The sequence below is a fragment of the Lysinibacillus sp. PWR01 genome (genome assembly GCF_043359455.1).
Lineage (GTDB): Bacteria > Bacillota > Bacilli > Bacillales_A > Planococcaceae > Lysinibacillus > Lysinibacillus fusiformis_F.
Map to the genome: position 1 here is coordinate 33,521 of NZ_JBHERJ010000065.1, position 18,532 is coordinate 52,052.

The window sequence follows — 18,532 nt, forward strand, 5'->3', positions numbered from 1 at the left end:
AGGGAGATAACTATTAATGAGGATGATGACGATGATAAAAAATATTAAATGGTTACTGTTAATAGTTAGTGTAGTTTTTCTTTCGATTAGTTGTACAGGTAAAGAAGTAAATGGACAAAAAGATCCTCTTTCATCAACGGAACAATTTGTTATTCAAGATTTACTGAATGATAAAGGATTATTATGCACAGATTTAACAAACCAAAAAGATCTATTTTTATCAGAGTCGGTAGGGTTATGGTTGGCGTATTTACTAGAAAAAGATGATCAAGCCCGTTTTAATGAACAAATAAATGTTATGAAATCATACTTTTTAACAAATGATTTTATTGTCTGGCGAATCGAGGGGACTAGAAAGGCTTCTGTTAATGCATTGATTGATGATTTGCGAATCATTCGTGTTTTACTGTCAGCGGGTGAAAAATGGCATGATTCAACTTACTTACAATTGGGTAAAAAAATAGGAGAGAACTTGGTTCAGCATGGAATGAATAAAGAATTATTTGTCGATTTTGTAGATGTTGACAGCCATGACAAAGCCAATACGTTAACGATTAGCTATATTATGCCTTCAGCTTTTTATGAGATGGAAAAAAACGGTCTCTTATCCCAACAACAAGTCCAACAGCAGTTAGCTATTATACAAAATGCGCCACAAGCTAACGCAGGGTTTTTTCCAAAATATTATGATATTTCCGCTGAAAAGTATGTGTTTGACGAAGAATTACACATGATTGATCAGTTGTATACAGCTTATCATCTGGCTTCTATAGATGGGGATACAGCAGCATTCAAAGACTGGCTATTAAACCTTCTGAAAAGAGACAATCAATTATATGGTCGTTATAATCCTCAAACGAATCAACCAACTGTTGACTATGAATCACCAGCTGTTTATGCCATGGCAGCGAGATACATGCTTGCACTAGGCGAACAGCAAATAGCACAGCAGTTTATTGAGAAAATGGAAACCTTAAAGGACCCTACAACAGGTTATGTTGATAAAAAAACAAGGGCAACGCATAGTTTTGATAATTTACTACCACTATTAGCAGAAAGGGAGGTAGAAAATGCGTACAACAATGACTAGAAATAGAGCTATTTTTGTCTATGGAACCATCCTTATTTTACTCTTACAAATACCTACTTATTTTTTATTGCGTCAGGATGCTGAAGGCTTGCTATTATACGTTCTTTTATTGCTATTAATTGTTCTTACACTTTGGAGAGGGATCGTATTTGGACTTATAAGTAGCTTAGTATTAATTTTTATTACAGGTTCAACGTTGCTTTATACAGGAATATCAGGATCTTTGACATTTCTAAATCCAGCCTTCTCCATGCAGCTGTTTTTCCTCTATGGCATTATGTTATTGCTACTTATTCTTTGTGCCGGTAGGGTGCATGAATTAATGAAGGATCAGGAAAACTATTTAAAGAAACTGCAAGAAGACGTAAGGAATTATGTAGCGATTGATGTTGAAACGGGTTTTGATAATGAAACACGTATGTATATCAGTGTCAATGAGGAGATGCGAAGAGCGGATCGACAGAAACAAACCTTTGTTTTTATGGTGTTAAAAATTGAGAATTATCGAAAGTTCCAACAGCTTTACGGGGCAAAAGAAATTCAACATTTATGGCAACAACTTTCACAAAGGATACAGCAAACTGTCAGACTAACAGATAAAAAATTTCGTTTTCGTGAAGATCATATCGGATTGCTACTAATCGATACGACTGACAAATATATGGAAGTCATCTATGACAAATTGGACCAAGCTTTGAAAAATCATCAATTGTTAAATGGTAAATGGGTAACCATAAGTTATAAAACAAGCTATTTCACCTATCAGCCACTGCAAGAATCCACGTTTGATGAATTATTAAAAGATCTGGAAAGAGAGATGAAAACAAGTGCACTCTAACTATCAATTATGGTTCGCCATGGGATTGCTTTGTTTTTATACTTTCATCAATAATGAAATCGCATCTGCAGTAGAAGCTGACAAGGACGTGGCATTGATTTATGTCACGAGCAACCAGCAGCCAACTGATGATGTATTCGCTTTGCAAGAGATGCTGCAAACATCTACGTCCGTAGATGTTGTTTATATAGAGGATGTCAATGAACGCAATCTACAACAGTATAAACGCATTGTAATTTTGAACTCCTACCAAACAAAAATCCCTCAAAATGCACTATCTGCATTGAATCAATTTCAAGGACCTGTGTTGCTGATTGGTGAGAATGCACTTCAATTCACAACTTTTTCCAAGTGGCAGGAAGGATCTGTAGTGGAACTTCGAGCTATAGGAGAAGAAAGTTTAAACAACCCTGTTCGATGGAAAAGTATACAACCTTCTGCAGATTCGGAAATAGTAAAGTATGCTTCTTCTTTGAATCAGTCCTATCCTTTTATCGTCACAAAGGACAATTGGTCATTTATTGGGGATTTCATCAATAAGGATTTTTTGCACTATCAATGGCCAGCCATAATAGGTGAATTATTACATTTATCCAAGCCGCAGATACATCCTGCCTTTATCGTTTTAACAGATATCAATATGAAAACAGAGGTACAGAAATTAAAAGAAGTGGTGATAGAATTTTCTGAAAAAAGAATCCCGGTAGCTCTTGAAGTCACACCGATTTTGCAGGATGAATATGAAAAAAAAACCTATCACTTGCACGATAACAAAAAATTATTAAGTTATTTACAAAAATTGCAAAAGGAAGGGTATCCATTCGTCCTTTCTTCGTCTACTGCTAGTCAAACTGAAAAAAATCTCGATTATTTAGTGCTTCGTAAAATCTATCCAACAATAATTAGTGGCAGTAGCTCTTTTTTTCAAGGTAGTATTCAACAAGGAAATCAAATGCTCTATCTATCGCAAAACGACAGTCACACCATATATCCGATGACAGTAGGAGCTATTGCCAATACGGACAATAATCCTTTGTATCCTGTTAAACAGAAAATAGAGCAGTTATTAAAAGTTCCGAGTTCTATCATCGGTATTCAATACCCAGCCTATTTTAATGCTTCCTATGTTCAAGATCTTGCCACTTATTTAAGTGAACATCCACAAATTGAACTACTTAATTTCCGGCAAACAAAGCAACGAGTCACATCAGAAAATGTTTCGATTGTGCAAGATGAAAATGGCGAACAAACGATTCAATTATCGTTTACAAAAATAGATCGTTTGAAGATTTTATTTGATGAACGACCATTTGAATTGATCTTATGGGCGCTTGTCTTGATTGTTTCGCTGTTTGTTACATTATTTTTTATAAGTACCTTGCGTTTACGGATTACCTTACGTAAGAGATTATTTGAGGAGAGGAAAACAAATGGCTAATACATTATTTTTTATTTCTCTTTTCCTCATTTGGATCATGCTGCTCTACCATATGTTTTTAATGGAGGGTGGTTATTTACACTTTCGGACATTTGAAAAGCCCATTGATGACTGGGCTAAAAAAATGGACAAGGTTCCCTCTGTTAGTGTCTTTATTCCTGCACACAATGAAGCGCTCGTTATTGAACAGACACTACGGGCCATGTCACGACTTTATTATCCGAAAGATCAACTCGAGGTGATCGTCATTAATGATAATTCCTCGGATGAAACAGGAGCTATTGCAGCGCGATACGCAGAGAAATTCCCATTTATTCGTGTCATTAAAACGGTAGAGCCAAACAAAGGGAAAGGTAAATCCTCTGCCTTAAATTCTGCCCTAGCTGATTCAACTGGGGATATTGTAGTGGTTTATGATGCTGATAATACACCTGAACGGATGGCCGTTTGGTATTTAGTGATGGGGCTCATGAATGATCCGAAAGCGGCTGCCACTGTTGGGAAATTTCGCGTTATTAATGCGGCAGAAACATGGTTAACGCGTTTTATCAATATAGAAACCATTTGTTTCCAATGGATGGCTCAAGGCGGGCGTTGGAAATGGTTTAAGGTGGCAACTATACCTGGCACCAATTTCGCAATCCGGCGGACGGTTTTGGAGCAATTAGGTGGATGGGATGTGAAAGCATTAGCTGAAGATACGGAGCTGACCATCCGTGTTTATAATTTAGGCTACCATATTCGTTTTTTCCCAAAAGCCATTACGTGGGAGCAAGAACCAGAAACGTTAAAAGTATGGTGGAAGCAGCGCACAAGATGGGCAAGAGGTAATCAATATGTCGTGCTGAAGTTTTTAAGTCAATTCTTCACCCTAAAAAGAAAAAGTATAATATTTGATTTATTTTATTTCTTCTTTACGTATTTTTTATTTTTCTTTGGTGTCATTTTATCCAATGCCCTGTTTATTATTAATTTATTTTATGATATTGGATTGACCGTTGGCGACATTGCCCTTGTTTTATGGGTTTTAGCCTTTTTACTATTTTTAGGTGAAGTGATGATTACCTTAAGTATTGAAAAAACAGAAATGAATCGAAAAAATTTCTTCTATGTCATACTTATGTATTTTACCTATTCACAAATGTGGATTGTACTAGTCGTTTGGTCATTACTATTAGAAATAAAGCGCATGTTTACAGGCCAAGAAGTTCAGTGGTATAAGACAGAGCGTTTTTCCAAGCAATCAGATAAAGGAGCAAAATAATGAGAACCAAATTTTTCTATTTATGTTTATTCTATATTGGTTTTTTATGTTTTGCTAACGATGCCGTTGCAGCTACCATTACCGTAGATGACAACACCATTGCAATTGAAGGCAATCAACAGCAGAAAAAGCCATTATTAGCACAGCCAATTGAATTCCAGGGACCTTCCTCGTCCAGAGATTTTTATTACAATCTAAACGAAGATGTAGCATCCAATAACCAGCAAGTTACTTTTCAAATCCAGCATTCTGAGCTACTTATAGCGCCATCCTCCTTCACGGTGAAAGTGGATGATGTAGCCATTAAAACAATCCCATTGAAAGCAGATTTATTAAAACAGACTGTTACCGCCAATCTTCCAAAAGAAGCACTGCTAAAGGGTTCTCATAAAATTTCAGCTAGTTTTTATGGCATTCTTAAAGAAGGGATTTGTGTACCTCCTGGCAACGCTGGAAATTGGCTACGTATCGAAATACAATCGTCTATTTCAGCATTTAGCGAGGAGAGCAATGTTTGGTCATTAAATAGCTATCCTGCTGCGTTTTTAGGCTATGAGGGCTATGCAACGACGGTTATTGTACCAAAGCAAGCCTCTGAAGCCACATTAAACAGCGGGTATCAGCTTGCAGCCTTTTTATCTGAACATGGTGACACAGATGTACAGATTGAGCGTGAAGGTGCTATTAATAAGATAACAGGTCCCATCATCATCGTAGGGGCAAAAAATGAATTTAGTACAAGCCTATTGAAAAAAATGTTAGAAAATATAAGTGTTGAGAAAGATGCCATGACACTTACGATGCAGGAACTAGTGAATACAGACTCTCATCGAAAAGTACCTCTTTTAGCCGTAACCTCTTCAAATGGACAAGTGATTCAGGAACGACTATCTTTTTTAACCGAAGCAAGATTATTCGAGCAATTAATCGGTGATACATTAGCGATTCAAGATATTCCTAAAATAGAGGATTCATCTGATACAACGATTTCATTTAAGCAATTTGGCTTTGAGGATCGACTTTTATCCAGCCAGGCGACAATGACACCTCATTACTATGTGTCCTTGCCACAGTTAGAGGCAAATAAAGAAGCTTTCATGCGTTTGATAGTCAAAAAATCAGCAACTATACCGGACAGCAAAGAGGATGAGGATCGAAAATTAGAATTGATCGCGTATATCAATAATGTGCCACATGCAGTAGATTTACGAAAATTAGAACAAACAACAACAGATATGTATGAGGCCCTTATACCGATTCAAACCAATGTGCTCAACAGACTATCAATGACCGATATCCAATTTGAAGTAACGGGCTTCCAACTAGAAGATCCATGCGAAACAACCAATGAACGCTATTGGATTTACATTGATAGTGACAGTACATTATCGATTACAAAAGACACTTCTGAACCGACATTTACATTACGTGATTTTCCTAATGCTTTTCATGAAAATACGTTAATCGTTATACCTGATAATGGGGAAATGGACGATACAACAATGGTATCGCTTTATAAATCGCTAATGACGAATGGCAATATGGCGCAAATTTCGCTGATGAAGGATAAGAATGTAACAGAGGAAGCTTTACAAAAGCATGCAGTGATTTTTATGGGCGAAATGGAACAGCTCACATGGCTTTCCAAACAAGCCACAAAAATTCCTCATACATCTGAGCAGCTTCTTACACAAGGGTTTTTACCTGAGGCAATTGGTCAATATGTGTTTATAACAAAAAATTTCTGGCAGCTTAACGAGCCTTTATTATGGATTCATTCAGTAGAACATGCTTCTGTAAAAGGTGACTTTTATGCTCACTTAAAAGAGACAGATTCACAGACAGACGCTGCGATTGAAACAAAAGAAGGACAATTTGTCGTGGCAGTGGAGCAAAAAGCTGATAGTGGTGATGTGAAGGTAGATAAAAAAGGTGAAATATCCTATATTTTAATTGCAGAATTTCTTGGGCTCATCCTTGTCATCGCAGTAATATTGTATATCATCCTTCGTAAACGAAAGAAAAATCAATTGAAACAATAAAAGCAAAGTCGCGATTGTGCGACTTTGCTTTTTTACGCAGGCATGTCCGTTGGTGTTGGTTTTGCATAGCCTTCTTTATATGTGTCATCAATGAACTGACGAATCTCTTTTAAGCTCTTGCCTTCTTTATGCAGTTGTGCTGACTGGACAGCAATCTCTAAGCAAACTAAACAACGTGTCCCATGATCATCCCAGACGATAGAACCATCCTCACGTTTTTCCTGAATAAAGCAGTTTAAATTACTTTTATGGCCAGCAGATTCTCCACAGCCGCAATAGCATGGCATCCATTCGAGAATCTCTGTCGATTGTCCAGCGATTTGATAGACTAAGCGAATATTTTCTTGTTTGTCCTCTAAAAAGGTCGGTAGGACGTCAGCAGAAGCGGTTACTTCTTGGATATCACCCGAAGCCTCCGCATGGCTATGTCCTTCATGTGAGGCGTCATTTGCCTCAGGAGTGGTATCAGCACTGTTTTTATTTTCTCCACAAGCACTTAATAACAGTAACGCCAATACAACAAAAATAGAAATCGATTTCTTCAAAAATAGCGCCTCCTACATGTTTACAATGCTTCCATTATAACATCGTTTTCATAAACATTTACAGGCAGCCTCGTTGAAAATCAATGAAATATATCTAATCCACGTGTTTTGTTCATGAAATGTTCCATTTTCTCGCTCAATAATTTTTTTAGGAAAAAGCCGAACAGGATAAAAGTGAACCAGAAACCTGCTAGGAAAAGAAGATCCATCCAGACTGTTGACCAGATAATTCCTCCAACAGCTTCACGCATCATTTCAATCGCATACGTAAAAGGTAAGAACGGGTTGATTATTTGGAAAAACCTTGGCAATAACTCAACTGGATAGGTTCCGCCAGAGCCAGCAATTTGTAATACGAGCATCACAATAGCTAATGCTTTCCCTACATTGCCGAAGACGGATACGAGTGTATAGACAACCGTTACAAATACGAGACTAATGAAAAGTCCAAATAAGATAAAGTAGGTAGGTGCTTGAATGGAGCCATCTACTAAGAAAATATCTCCGATAGTAATAATAAGGGTTTGAATAAACGAAAAAGTTGCAAATGTTAAGAGTCGGCCAAAGTAAATTTCTCGAATACTGTAAGGTGTATCTCCATGAAGATTCACAGATAATAATGAAATTAACAGTAAACAGCCTACCCAAATAGATAGTACTGTGTAAAACGGTGTCATGGCTGTTCCATAGTTCGCAATAGGGAATACGCGATGTTCCTTTAATTTAATAGGCTCCTCAAAGAAATCACGTTCGGCGTTGACATCATTTTTTAGTAATTGCACAATCTCTGCTAGATCCGCTTCTTCTTCTAAAGTTCGTAGCTTATTCGCTAATTCTTTGATTTTAGCACTTAAAGTTGGAAATTCAGTTTGTATTTTTTGAATAGCTTGATTTGCTGTTCCTAGCGTGTTTTTGGCCTGTGTCAATTTATCTGTTGCCTGAGGTATGAATTGTTTTACATTTGTCAGCATGGTAGAAGCGTTAGTTAAAGTTTGTTTCGCACTGGTAAGGGTAGATCGAATTTGTGGCTCTAGACTTTCGTTATAGTAGGATAAGAATTTTTGTAAATTAGCTGTAGCATTTTGTGCGATTTGCTGAATAGATGAAATATCCTGCTGGATGACATCTTGATCAATTGGCTTTAATTGATTGATTTTATTTAGTATATCGTCATGCAAATTTTGCAATTGCTGTAAAGCGGTAAGCGCATTTGACGTTGAATCAATGAAGCTTGGAGGATGCTGCAAAACTTCGCGAATGGCTGTAAGCTGTTCAATAATTGGTTGATTCGCTTCCGCATTACTTTCCTGCAAAGAGTCGATAATGGTTGTTAAGGAGTCCTCTAATTGTTTACGAGTCAAAGCATCTGCCTGAATTAATTTTTGCAGTGCCTCAAGCGTTTGAATACTATTGGTTATATTATCTTTGGATGTTGCCAATTGATTTTTAAGTGCCTCTTTCGTTTGCGTGATAGAGGTAGGATCAAGGCTTATACTATTGAGCTGATTGATGATATCTGTAAAATGTTGTGCGATATTTTGGACAGTTGCGATATCCTTTTTGATGACGGGCGATAGTTCATTAAACAAAGCATCTGCTTCATTCACTAAATGTAAACCCTTCTGAATGGTTGTTAAACCATCTGTTGTCAATTGTTCCACCTGGGGAACTTGTGTAAGCGCTTGATTAAGTAATTGATTTGCCTCTTGTCCTTGTGTAGAGGCTTGAGTCAAAAATGTATGAATATCAGGTAAATGCTGTTCTATTGTAAAGACATAGTTTTCGAATTTACGGAAATCAGGAATGTCACGTTCCATTTCAATCCCAATCGTATTAAAAATAGAAAAAAGTGTGCCATTGACTGTCGAGACAAATTCACTCGAAACCTGCTGCGTAAGTACGCTCGCTCCTTTACTTGTAATTTTAGGGGCAATAGGATTCTTTTTTTCATTTACATAATAATCAATATGGGCTTTCATTGGTTGGTCGGTTAGAATGGAGGTTAGTTTTTTGGAAAAATCATTTGGAATGACAATGACAGCAAAGTAATCACCATTTTTTAAATGTTCCTTGGCTTTTTTCTCCGTTTCGAGCGCCCAAGTAAAGCTTTTATTGGTACGTAAAGTCTCGATAACCTCATTCCCGACATTGATTGCTTCATCTCTTACAGTGGTTCCCGTATCTTCATTGACAATCGCGATCTTCATATTAGAGGTGTGGGCGTATGGGTCCATGGAGGCATAAATATTTAGCCAGGCATAAAGAGAAGGAAGGAAAATTAGTCCACCGATAATGACAGCTACGACCCAGTTTGTGACAATATTACGGATATCTTTTGAATAAATTTGAAAAACATGCTGGAACGAGTTTTTCATCTAATCACCCCACATTCAAATTTTGCATGAACTCTCATTATGTATGTTCCCAAATATACTTAAAATTATGTTATAAATGTGAAATATCTTCATTTAAAGGCGAATTAGTTTACTAGGTTTTCAAAACAATTTATAATCAATCGCGAATGCACTAAAACTAGGGCTTTTAGTGTAAAAAAGGAGGTCACTACTTTAGTGAAAAAATTATTAATTATTGGTTCTGTAATTGTTGTTTTATTTGCTGCAATTATTGTGCTTACCAATGTCTCAAACAAAAGTAAATTAGAAAGCGCAAACAATCCTTATGGCGATAAAAAGCTAAAACAAGAAACAATTGATCAATTGGATGATGCAAACTATCAAAACATTATGTTACCAGACGAACTAGAAGCTAAAATTAAAGCGGGCGAACCGGTTAATGCTTATTTCTTCAGTCCAATCTGTGTACACTGTCAAGCATTTACACCTGAATTAATGCCGATTGCCGATGAGCTAGGTGTGGATATTGCTCAATTGAATGTCTATGAATATGATGATTTATGGGAAAAATATAATATTGAAGCAACACCAACATTCATTCGTTTCGAAGATGGTAAAGAAGTAAATCGTTTTGTAGGAGCTTTAAAAGAAGAGGATTTACGCACATTCTTAAATACCGTTGTGTTAAATAAATAGAGAAGTGTGAGACTGTATCAAAAATTATTTTGATACAGTCTCTTAGTGTTGAAAAATAAAACAATCAATAGAATTTTTGTGAAAGGTGAAAATGGTTTCCGTTACAGGCTACTTGCTTTCCTGTGGGCGAGCGCCGAATCGCTTCCTCCGCTACCGCTCCGTTTAGAGTTTTGCCTGTCTCGCTATCCCACGGGAGTCAAGTAGCCCTCCACTCCAACCTACAAAATGTTAACTTTTTAGAAAAGGTCTTCAAATAAAGTGAAGGTCTTCACTACCCATTCTATGGAGGGCTTTTGACACTCATCACTTCTTCGCAATGAAATTAAGAGTCTATCCTTTCTCTAATCATACAAATAATGGGCTAATTTGATTACTACGGCTAGCTAGTTTGAAAGATAAGGAAAAGCCACTTTTGCAGAATGGTTGATTGGAGTGGAGCCAGCGTCACTCCAAGGGGATTTAGCGTCACAGAGGAGAGCCTGGAGCGAACGGAAGTGAGTGAAGCGGCTCATCGGACGCCCCCTGGAAAGGATGCTGGCGGAACGGAAATCAACCCCTCGCCTTGCAAAGTTGCTTTTTCTGCCGTTGACATCATCTTTTTTCAACAACATGAGACTGTATCAAAAGTTATTTTAATACAGTCTCTTTTGTTTTTGTAGTGTATACTAAAAATACTGAATAGTTGTACACTGGAGGAATTATGAATGTCAATGGATGATTATTTTTATAATGGTGAGCTAATGAAATGCTATGAATTAGCGAAGCAGGTGACAAACGAAGAGGACAAAGCACTGGCACAAAAATATATCACTTTATTAGAAGAGTATGAATATGATCGCTATCCAAAGCCAACTCCTCATATCGAAGTACAGCATGTGGAACGTGCCGATGAAAGCTATCCAGAATCAGATCTAGTTGTAGAAATACGGGCAATAAAAGATGAGGAGGCATTTGCGAAGCGTATTCAGCAACTGGAGGAAGTCGCGAAAACAGGAACACCAGCTGACAAAGCACAGTCTTTTTTTACACAGGGAGAGCTGTTCTTATTTGCACATCATTACAATGAGAGTGTTCACTGCTTTCAACAAGCCGTAAGGGAAAACCCGAATAAAGCGGTCTACTGGGGAATCACAGGACAGACCATGCACCGTTTTGGCTGGATGCCTTTCGATGCGCTTGGTTATTTAGAGCAAGCGATACATCTAGATCCCACAAACCCTCGTTGGAAATGGAATAAAGCCCTCATACTTATTCAATTAGCTAAAGATTTGCAAATGGCTCCATTTATGGCGAATGCGGCAATCACTTTAGAGGACGCACTAGCTTCTTGTGGCGAACAGCAGCGGTCATTGAAAGAGGCCATTCAAAATACAATAGATAATATGGATAGCTATGTTTTCTCCTAACATTCAGGATGTCTCCAACGCATATGGAGACATCCTTTTCACTTAGAAATCTAGTGAGCGGGGTTCGTTGCCATATTCCACAATCATGGTATGATAAGAAAGAAAATGATTTGTAGATATAAAGGACGGATTTTTTATGGCACAAGAAGTGGCAAATAAGTTTATTGAAAACGTATGTAATCATTTAGTTCGCAATATGAATATTACAAAAGTGGAAGAGCATTTTAAGGAAACGATTGCCGTGCAGCGACAATCAGCCGCAACATCAATGGACTTTTGGGATATGTTGATGATTAATATGCTTTATTTTACAGAAAATGAACAGGCTTGGGAGCAGGAATTTCTAAAAATGCTCCAGGCAAAAAAGTGGCTAAAGCCAGCAGCTCTTGAAGAGGAATTATTAATGCATCAGATGCGAATTCGTCAACAAGTTGCAGAGCAAATGGATGCTGCAAAGGATTTATTCCATCAGCAATATGAGACGGAAGGCATGACAGAGGAAGCGATTATTTATGATTATGCGTATAGCTCTGCTGGGCATTCCATGCGCATGGATTTATTAACTGTTCTTGTATCAACGCCAGAACAATCCAAAATACTCTTTGACGCAGACCCACAAGAAACGATACGTATTGTTAATGGCTATATTGCCTACCATACAGATGGACTAATTAATAAAACAAAATTATGCTAATTTTGTTACAAAGCTTTACGTGAAAGGAATTTAATTGAATGAATACACCATTTACTTTTAAACATACACAACCAACAAATATGGATCCAACGAAGAAATACCCTGCTATTTTTTTGCTACATGGCATGGGCAGCCATGAGGATGATTTACCAACATTAGTGCAGGATTTTCAAGAGCAATGTCATATTTTTAGCTTACGAGGGCCGATTACACAGAAACCTGGCTATGCTTTTTTCACCATTCAAGAAGTAGGGCAACCAGATCGTGCTATCTTTGATAAAGTGTTGGTGGCATTGCAACGGTTTATATTAGAGGCCATCGATGAATATCAAATCGATCCCCATAAAGTATTTGTTCTAGGCTTTAGCCAAGGTGCGGTATTAGCACAATCACTTGCCTTTGTTATGGGGAATTTAGTGACAGGAATCGTTGCATTAAGTGGCTATACACCCAAATTTGTGACAGAGGAATATGCCATCCGTTCTGTAGAACATTTACAGGCTTTTATTTCGCACGGAGATTATGATTATGTCATCCCTTCTCAATGGGGCATGGAAAGCAAAGAGATCTTTGAACAATTTGGTGCCACGGTGACATTTAAACAATACCCAGATGGACATGGTGTAACACCTGACAATCTTCGGGATTTGGTAGCATTTTTAGCGCAGCAACTGCAGGAAGAAATTCAATAAAAGGAAATCCGAGGCAAAGATTTGTCTCGGTTTTTTTGGCTACTGCAGTATGATCTATCATCCAATTATTTTTCTCCAATAGTGATTGGAAGAATCGAGGCAAGAAGGTTCAAATTCATGTCAGTCGGTGGTATCATAGAAGATGTTGTGAATGAGCGTGCTTTGTTAGATGAAAACATGTACTTTATGTGAACAGAGAGACAGAACAGATCTAAAAGGGGTAAAATAATAATTTGATGTGCTAGATGCAAATTTTGTCGCTTTCTATCGATGGAAGCGTGTAGAAATTATGGAGAAAAGGAATTAAGCTGAATGGAACAAAATCTGAAAACGGAGCATAAACCACAATCCTCCGAAAAAACAAGAGGGAAGTCATCACGTTCTTCTATTTTAGCGCAAACCGTCAAAACAGGGATTATCAAATCCAATTTAATACCTATGTGGGCTGGTTTAACGCTAGGCATGTACAAAAATAAAATGACGTTTGTAGACAATATACCAGAAATCATTTTTTCAACAATCGGTTCTGCCCTTGTCATTGGAGCAGCAGGGGCCTTTAATAATGTCTATGATCGTGACATTGATGCGATTATGCCTCGTACACAAAGCCGACCAACTGTTACAGGTGAAATGTCAGCGAAATCGACTTTATCATTAGCTGTCGTAATGTTAATTATTGGGATAGCTGTGCTAGCACTTGCTTCACCGCTAGCCGCTGCATTTGGTTTATTAGGTGTATTCCTATATGTAGTCCCTTATACAATGTGGACAAAGCGTCGTACGATTTATAATACAGAAATCGGTAGTATTAGTGGTGCAGTACCACCATTAATTGGTTGGTCTGCTGTATCGACAGATATTACACACCCAGCGATACTTGGTTTATTTTTTGTTATGGTCATTTGGCAAATGCCGCATTTCTATGCTATTGCCATTCGCAAACGTATAGACTATGAAGCAGCCAGTGTGCCCATGCTACCAGTTGTCAAAGGGATGCGACGTACGTATTATCAAACCAATTTTTATTTAATCTTATTGATTCTATCAAGCTTTTTATTTGGCTCTTTAAGTGTAGGTATTATGCTCGTGGCATTGATCTTAAGCGTTGCTTGGCTAGTGATGAGTATTTACGGCTATCATAGTAATACAGATCAAGTGAAATGGGCTACCAAAATGTTTGTTTTTTCACTATTCCATATGACTATACTATTCTCAACAGTCATTGTGTACTCGTTAGTAGGGGTTATCTTTAAGCTATATTAATTTTCCCCTTTGATGTCTATTTATTTCCGAAATGGCAGGGAAAAAGAAAAATTTACTTAGTTCAGAAGCAATTGCTAAATAAAAACCAACAAGTTTACGCGTTTTTATTAAAAGTTAAGGTAGAAGCTAAATTTATTTTAAATAGTGAATTCTTATATAATGTCACACATTATATATATAGAAAGAAAAAGGATAGAAGAGCTTAAGTAAATTTGCTCTTTCTATCCTTTTTCTTTTCACAAATGACCTTAAGTAATTCAAAAGGAGCTTCTATCTATTCAACTAACGGGTCAGTTTAGGTGGATGTGGAAAAAATTACATATATGAAATCAGGCAATACATTGTTAAGATTTGATAGGTCAAACATCCTATTGGGAAATTTTCAGAACAAAGGGATACTGTGTAAATCTTTATATTTAGGAAGGATAAAAATGAAGTTATATAGTACATAAGGTTTTTTTATGATAGTGTTTCTGATTTTTAAATGCGAAATTATGATGTAAGTTGCCCTATACACACTTGATTTCGTGCATGATTATTTTATTTATAAAAGAGGTAAATTATATGACAATAGTATCGTTTGGATTATGATGTATACCAATGGAAGCTATCATACACCTAGGTTATCTAAGTTCACGAAAGAAATGTTGATTCTTATTCAACTAACGGTGCAAGTGAATTGAAAAGAATAACGCTTGATAATGACTATTAAAGGGAGATGGGAAAATGGCTATAACCTTTGTGAGTTTATGGGTTGGTTTAACAGTGCCAATCGTGTTCTTGGTTGTTTTTACAGTGCTTAAACCAATTGTTTTGGCTGACAATACGGGAATAAGCATGACTCTTATTGGATTATTCGCTGCTTTTGTTGATGGATATGTAGGAATGAAAATATATGAAAAGAAAATTGTGCCTTGGTTTGATAGACGAAAGAAAATTTCTGTAGTTTTGGAGATACTCTTCAATTAACGGGATGCTTTATTTGAAAAAGAGACAGCAATCGTTATATGTAATTCCATAAAAAGATGTCTTTTGAGCAAAAATACTTCGCAAACCCTTATTTTACGATAAATAAGAAGAATCCCTTTTGAAAAAAGTTTGATCAAAAGGGATTCTTCTTTAGCAGTTTTAAGTTAGGTTATTATAAAAAATGTTGATTATTTTCTACCTGTGTTGCTCCACAATCGCGCCTTTAATGGAATAACTAAAATATGGGCTTACTCCTAAAATCGCTTATAGCTCTGAATACGCTATGCAAGGTACTCATTGGTTAGTTTTGTATGGAAATATTGTTGTACGTCTTGTTCGTAATAAAGCTATTATGATAAATACAGGAACTGCTCAAGTTAAAGCGTTTAAATCTAACGGAGCACTACTTGGTACTTATTCTTTTGAGTTAATTGGTATTGTTATTTCTAGCTCTGGAATGTATTGAATCTTCGGGTCTCCGTTTTCATCCATTTGGTATGATCCCTCATCGTCATAAAGATGAATATACGGTTTGATTGTAATGGCTTTTGGTAAGGTTTCAAATGGATGTACCCGTAGATCCATGATGAGATCGCTATTTCCTTTATTTGTCTCACGTCTACCATTGCCATGAATTAGTTTTAGTTCATGACCTTGTTCATCAAAAACTTCGATACTTATTCCTTGCCGGGAATCTACAGAAGTTGATTTATCAAGCAAGGCTATTCTTGTTGTAATACTAGTTGTTATGGGAGTTAGCATAATTTGTTCAATAGTAAACTGATTATTTTTGTATTTTCTACTTATATTAGGTTGTAAGTTTACATAGTTACCAATATCACTCACTGGAATATCCATTTTAAAAGGTTCAGAAATCCCAGTTATTGTAATGTATAATGTCAAATTAAACTTCTTCGGGAAAGGACTTCCACCTTGGTTTTTCAAATCTGCAAATTCAAATATTGCTGAATTCTTATCCTTACTTGGTTGTCCAAAAACACCACTAAAATTGGTTTGATTCAATAGTTCACCATTTAGTAAAAATTCAATATTACTAATTTGATCTGATAAACTTTCTTTGGCATTTTCACCTTCTTTATGATGGCGTTCAATCCCAATTGCAACACGTGTACCGTCATACACTACTTCTGTTACATTTAATGTAAAGCCTTCATGCGTAACGCTTGTATTCAATTTTGTTGAGAGTCCCTTTTCATCTGCGGCGTGTAGACCAAGATCCCTTGTAAATTTAAAAACAGATGATAATAAAGGCACTTCTTTCATCGTCGCAGCCATCGTTGGCGAAATTAAACCCGTAACAATAATCAAACTAAAAATCATTGCTACAGCTGCTGTAACTCCTAAATATTTTTTTACGTGAGATGGCTTTTCTTTACTTATCTTTTTTAATATACGCTTTTCCCATTTCTTTTTCTCGAAGTTTGTAAGGTTTTGTTCTTCATACTGTTCCAAATCAATATTCATATCATTTAAATCTTTATAAATAGACATATTCTCACTCCTCACACTTCATTTTTTGAACTAAAAAACTTTTAAGCTTTTTACGTCCTCTGGAAAGCTTGTTATAAACCCAAGACTCTTTCGCATCAAATTCTTTTGCTATTTCACTTGAAGGGGTTCCTTCTAAATAGTATTTTTCAAAGATTTCCCGTTCACTAGCTGACAATTGCTCAAGGAGTTCCTCAACGCAGTTTTCTTCTGATGGTTGTTTTGCCTTTACCATGGATTCATCAATTTCTGAAACGGAAAATTGCTGATTTTGTATGGTAATTTGTCTTCTTTGATAATCAATTGCTTTATACTTTGCAATCGCTGCAATCCATTGTTTGAATGAATTTTTCTTAGGATCAAAGGAATGAACATTATTCCATATCGATAATAAAACATCATCAAGGCATTCTTCATAATCTTGCTGCTGGTAATTTAAATGACGTTTAATGATCACTGTAAGTAAACCACCATACTGATTAATAATAAAAGGAATTGCTTTTTCATTTTTTTTCTGTATGTGTTGTACAACATTGTTCTCTGTAATTTTCAATTGTTCACCCCGCTCAATGAATATTGGTACCTACTATGTAATACGAAATGAATACGATAAATCTATCACAAAAGAAAAAAAGAATAACAGAAATGTTAATCTTTTAAAAATTTCCTTTATATAATTTGAAAACCTACAATCCTTCACAATCTTATCCATACTCTAACATAAAAATCCAATTTTCTTTAAAGGTGTTGTTCAAACTTTTTTAAAGTATTATTCTAAGTTCTAAAAAACAGTTCATCTTTTTTACAAACGGTTAAATTTTGTTTTAAAGATACAAGTGGTCTACAAATAAAAAAGTACACCACTATTATTTTAGTGATGTACTGATTTGATTATGGTTTTAGAATACATTCTTCAGAGTATATTTGTTGTTTTTTCATTATCGACTGAAATGATTTGGCGACTTGGCCATTCGAATGCATGTAACTGTCCACCAAACACAGCCCCACCGTCTATGCCAATAATATTATTTTCTCCGAAATAGACACGATAATCAGTTGGATTGTGGTGTAGGTTATAGGTAGGAGTATGGCCGAAGATAACCGTTTTTTTCCCTTGATAGCCGGCATGAAATTCCTCGCGAATCCAAAGTAAGCGCATGGGGTCAGTTTCGGCTATCGCAACATCTGGTACAACGCCACCATGGACAAAAATAGCATCCTCTAATTCAATGTATATTTCAAACGTCTCGATTAACTGTAAATGTTCTTCGAGCTTCGGCAATGTTTTAATAAAGCTAGGCAAAGTATTGCTTTGGATCGCTTCCTCAAAGTCTTCTAGCTGGTAGCCATAGCTTGCTAATGTTGCCTCTCCACCACAAAGTCCTACCCAATGGTTCCATGGTTTAGCAAGGCCTGAACGACATGCATTGAGCATGATCGCCTCATGATTGCCTAGCAAAACGCGTGCACCCTTTGCCTGTAATTCACTCACTAAATTTAACACACCACTAGAAGAGGGCCCTCTATCAATGTAATCACCTAGTAAAAAAAGCTGATCGTTCATTGGGTCGTAGTTTGCTTTTAATAGTAATTCTTCCAGCAGCCCTAATTCTCCATGTATATCACTAATTGCTAGTATTCGCTTCATTTACGAGCATCCTTTCTAATAGTACAGCTTTACCCTTAAGTATAGAGAATTATTCTACAAATTTCGACTTTTCCAGCTTCTCCT

General features: G+C 36.5%; 17 protein-coding genes. 12 read left to right on the forward strand and 5 right to left on the reverse strand.

Annotated features, from left to right (window positions below; all coding sequences use genetic code 11):
- Positions 1-31: 31 nt before the first annotated feature.
- Genes ACEVFT_RS13020 through ACEVFT_RS13040 form a run of 5 tightly spaced genes read left to right on the forward strand, consistent with a single transcriptional unit; the run spans position 32 to position 6,672 of the window.
- Positions 32-1,090 (forward strand): hypothetical protein, encoded by a 1,059-nt coding sequence (locus tag ACEVFT_RS13020; RefSeq protein ID WP_393950206.1) that lies wholly within the window; start codon positions 32-34, stop codon positions 1,088-1,090.
- The gene (locus ACEVFT_RS13025; RefSeq protein WP_342532981.1) at positions 1,071-1,928 is read left to right on the forward strand and encodes a diguanylate cyclase domain-containing protein; all 858 of its coding nucleotides are present in this window, start codon (positions 1,071-1,073) and stop codon (positions 1,926-1,928) included. The genes ACEVFT_RS13020 and ACEVFT_RS13025 overlap by 20 nt, the downstream gene beginning before the upstream one ends.
- Positions 1,918-3,366 carry a DUF2334 domain-containing protein gene (locus ACEVFT_RS13030; RefSeq protein ID WP_393950208.1) on the forward strand — a complete coding sequence of 483 codons (1,449 nt, stop codon included), beginning with the start codon at positions 1,918-1,920 and terminating at the stop codon, positions 3,364-3,366. The genes ACEVFT_RS13025 and ACEVFT_RS13030 overlap by 11 nt, the downstream gene beginning before the upstream one ends.
- Positions 3,359-4,630 (forward strand): glycosyltransferase family 2 protein, encoded by a 1,272-nt coding sequence (locus ACEVFT_RS13035; RefSeq protein ID WP_393950210.1) that lies wholly within the window; start codon positions 3,359-3,361, stop codon positions 4,628-4,630. Before ACEVFT_RS13030 ends, ACEVFT_RS13035 begins: the two co-directional genes overlap by 8 nt.
- Complete coding sequence (locus tag ACEVFT_RS13040) at positions 4,630-6,672, forward strand: cellulose biosynthesis cyclic di-GMP-binding regulatory protein BcsB (RefSeq protein WP_393950212.1); 2,043 nt, start codon at positions 4,630-4,632, stop codon at positions 6,670-6,672. The genes ACEVFT_RS13035 and ACEVFT_RS13040 overlap by 1 nt, the downstream gene beginning before the upstream one ends.
- Before the next feature lie 32 nt (positions 6,673-6,704).
- Here the strand turns inward: ACEVFT_RS13040 and ACEVFT_RS13045 are convergent, their stop codons facing one another.
- Complete coding sequence (locus tag ACEVFT_RS13045) at positions 6,705-7,217, reverse strand: PCYCGC motif-containing (lipo)protein (protein WP_205444403.1); 513 nt, start codon at positions 7,215-7,217, stop codon at positions 6,705-6,707.
- A gap of 80 nt (positions 7,218-7,297) precedes the next feature.
- Positions 7,298-9,592 (reverse strand): YhgE/Pip family protein, encoded by a 2,295-nt coding sequence (locus ACEVFT_RS13050; protein WP_393950214.1) that lies wholly within the window; start codon positions 9,590-9,592, stop codon positions 7,298-7,300.
- A 195-nt stretch (positions 9,593-9,787) separates the two neighbouring features.
- Between ACEVFT_RS13050 and ACEVFT_RS13055 the strand changes: the two genes are divergently transcribed.
- The 7 genes from ACEVFT_RS13055 (at position 9,788) to ACEVFT_RS24745 (ending at position 15,757) form a co-directional block, all read left to right on the forward strand.
- On the forward strand, positions 9,788-10,267 hold the full coding sequence (locus tag ACEVFT_RS13055) for a thioredoxin family protein (protein WP_205444401.1): 480 nt from the start codon (positions 9,788-9,790) through the stop codon (positions 10,265-10,267).
- Positions 10,268-10,971: 704 nt separating this feature from the next.
- Positions 10,972-11,673, forward strand: a complete 702-nt coding sequence (locus ACEVFT_RS13060) for a tetratricopeptide repeat protein (RefSeq protein ID WP_393950216.1) — start codon at positions 10,972-10,974, stop codon at positions 11,671-11,673.
- A gap of 136 nt (positions 11,674-11,809) precedes the next feature.
- Positions 11,810-12,367 (forward strand): hypothetical protein, encoded by a 558-nt coding sequence (locus ACEVFT_RS13065; protein ID WP_393950218.1) that lies wholly within the window; start codon positions 11,810-11,812, stop codon positions 12,365-12,367.
- 38 nt (positions 12,368-12,405) lie between these two features.
- Complete coding sequence (locus ACEVFT_RS13070; protein ID WP_393950219.1) at positions 12,406-13,059, forward strand: alpha/beta hydrolase; 654 nt, start codon at positions 12,406-12,408, stop codon at positions 13,057-13,059.
- A 312-nt stretch (positions 13,060-13,371) separates the two neighbouring features.
- Positions 13,372-14,322: a heme o synthase gene (gene cyoE / locus ACEVFT_RS13075; RefSeq protein WP_205444397.1), complete on the forward strand. Its 951-nt coding sequence runs from the start codon at positions 13,372-13,374 to the stop codon at positions 14,320-14,322.
- Positions 14,323-15,048: 726 nt separating this feature from the next.
- Complete coding sequence (locus ACEVFT_RS13080) at positions 15,049-15,291, forward strand: hypothetical protein (RefSeq protein WP_393950221.1); 243 nt, start codon at positions 15,049-15,051, stop codon at positions 15,289-15,291.
- Between the two features lie 283 nt (positions 15,292-15,574).
- Complete coding sequence (locus tag ACEVFT_RS24745) at positions 15,575-15,757, forward strand: BLB8/JUQZ-1 family protein (RefSeq protein ID WP_483869622.1); 183 nt, start codon at positions 15,575-15,577, stop codon at positions 15,755-15,757.
- Here ACEVFT_RS24745 and ACEVFT_RS13085 read toward each other — a convergent pair.
- The 3 genes from ACEVFT_RS13085 to ACEVFT_RS13095 all read right to left on the reverse strand — a co-directional run bounded on the left by ACEVFT_RS13085 (position 15,706) and on the right by ACEVFT_RS13095 (position 18,448).
- Entirely contained in the window at positions 15,706-16,803 is a 1,098-nt protein-coding gene (locus ACEVFT_RS13085) for a DUF4179 domain-containing protein (RefSeq protein WP_393950222.1), read from the reverse strand. The two genes, ACEVFT_RS24745 and ACEVFT_RS13085, sit on opposite strands and share 52 nt — an antisense overlap.
- A 4-nt stretch (positions 16,804-16,807) precedes the next feature.
- Positions 16,808-17,353 (reverse strand): sigma-70 family RNA polymerase sigma factor, encoded by a 546-nt coding sequence (locus ACEVFT_RS13090; RefSeq protein ID WP_393950224.1) that lies wholly within the window; start codon positions 17,351-17,353, stop codon positions 16,808-16,810.
- Positions 17,354-17,713: 360 nt separating this feature from the next.
- A complete protein-coding gene (locus ACEVFT_RS13095) occupies positions 17,714-18,448 on the reverse strand; it encodes a metallophosphoesterase (protein ID WP_205444393.1) in 735 nt (244 codons plus the stop codon).
- Positions 18,449-18,532: the final 84 nt, after the last annotated feature.

Excerpts from the sequence above, each read along its gene's own strand:
- ACEVFT_RS13025 (WP_342532981.1), top strand. The coding sequence starts at position 1,071 with ATGCGTACAACAATGACTAGAAATAGAGCTATTTTTGTCTATGGAACC.
- ACEVFT_RS13035 (WP_393950210.1), top strand. The coding sequence starts at position 3,359 with ATGGCTAATACATTATTTTTTATTTCTCTTTTCCTCATTTGGATCATG.
- ACEVFT_RS13070 (WP_393950219.1), top strand. The coding sequence starts at position 12,406 with ATGAATACACCATTTACTTTTAAACATACACAACCAACAAATATGGAT.
- ACEVFT_RS13095 (WP_205444393.1), bottom strand. The coding sequence starts at position 18,448 with ATGAAGCGAATACTAGCAATTAGTGATATACATGGAGAATTAGGGCTG.
- ACEVFT_RS24745 (WP_483869622.1), top strand. The coding sequence starts at position 15,575 with ATGCAAGGTACTCATTGGTTAGTTTTGTATGGAAATATTGTTGTACGT.
- ACEVFT_RS13050 (WP_393950214.1), bottom strand. The coding sequence starts at position 9,592 with ATGAAAAACTCGTTCCAGCATGTTTTTCAAATTTATTCAAAAGATATC.
- ACEVFT_RS13085 (WP_393950222.1), bottom strand. The coding sequence starts at position 16,803 with ATGTCTATTTATAAAGATTTAAATGATATGAATATTGATTTGGAACAG.
- cyoE (WP_205444397.1), top strand. The coding sequence starts at position 13,372 with ATGGAACAAAATCTGAAAACGGAGCATAAACCACAATCCTCCGAAAAA.
- ACEVFT_RS13080 (WP_393950221.1), top strand. The coding sequence starts at position 15,049 with ATGGCTATAACCTTTGTGAGTTTATGGGTTGGTTTAACAGTGCCAATC.
- ACEVFT_RS13020 (WP_393950206.1), top strand. The coding sequence starts at position 32 with ATGATAAAAAATATTAAATGGTTACTGTTAATAGTTAGTGTAGTTTTT.
- ACEVFT_RS13065 (WP_393950218.1), top strand. The coding sequence starts at position 11,810 with ATGGCACAAGAAGTGGCAAATAAGTTTATTGAAAACGTATGTAATCAT.
- ACEVFT_RS13040 (WP_393950212.1), top strand. The coding sequence starts at position 4,630 with ATGAGAACCAAATTTTTCTATTTATGTTTATTCTATATTGGTTTTTTA.
- ACEVFT_RS13060 (WP_393950216.1), top strand. The coding sequence starts at position 10,972 with ATGTCAATGGATGATTATTTTTATAATGGTGAGCTAATGAAATGCTAT.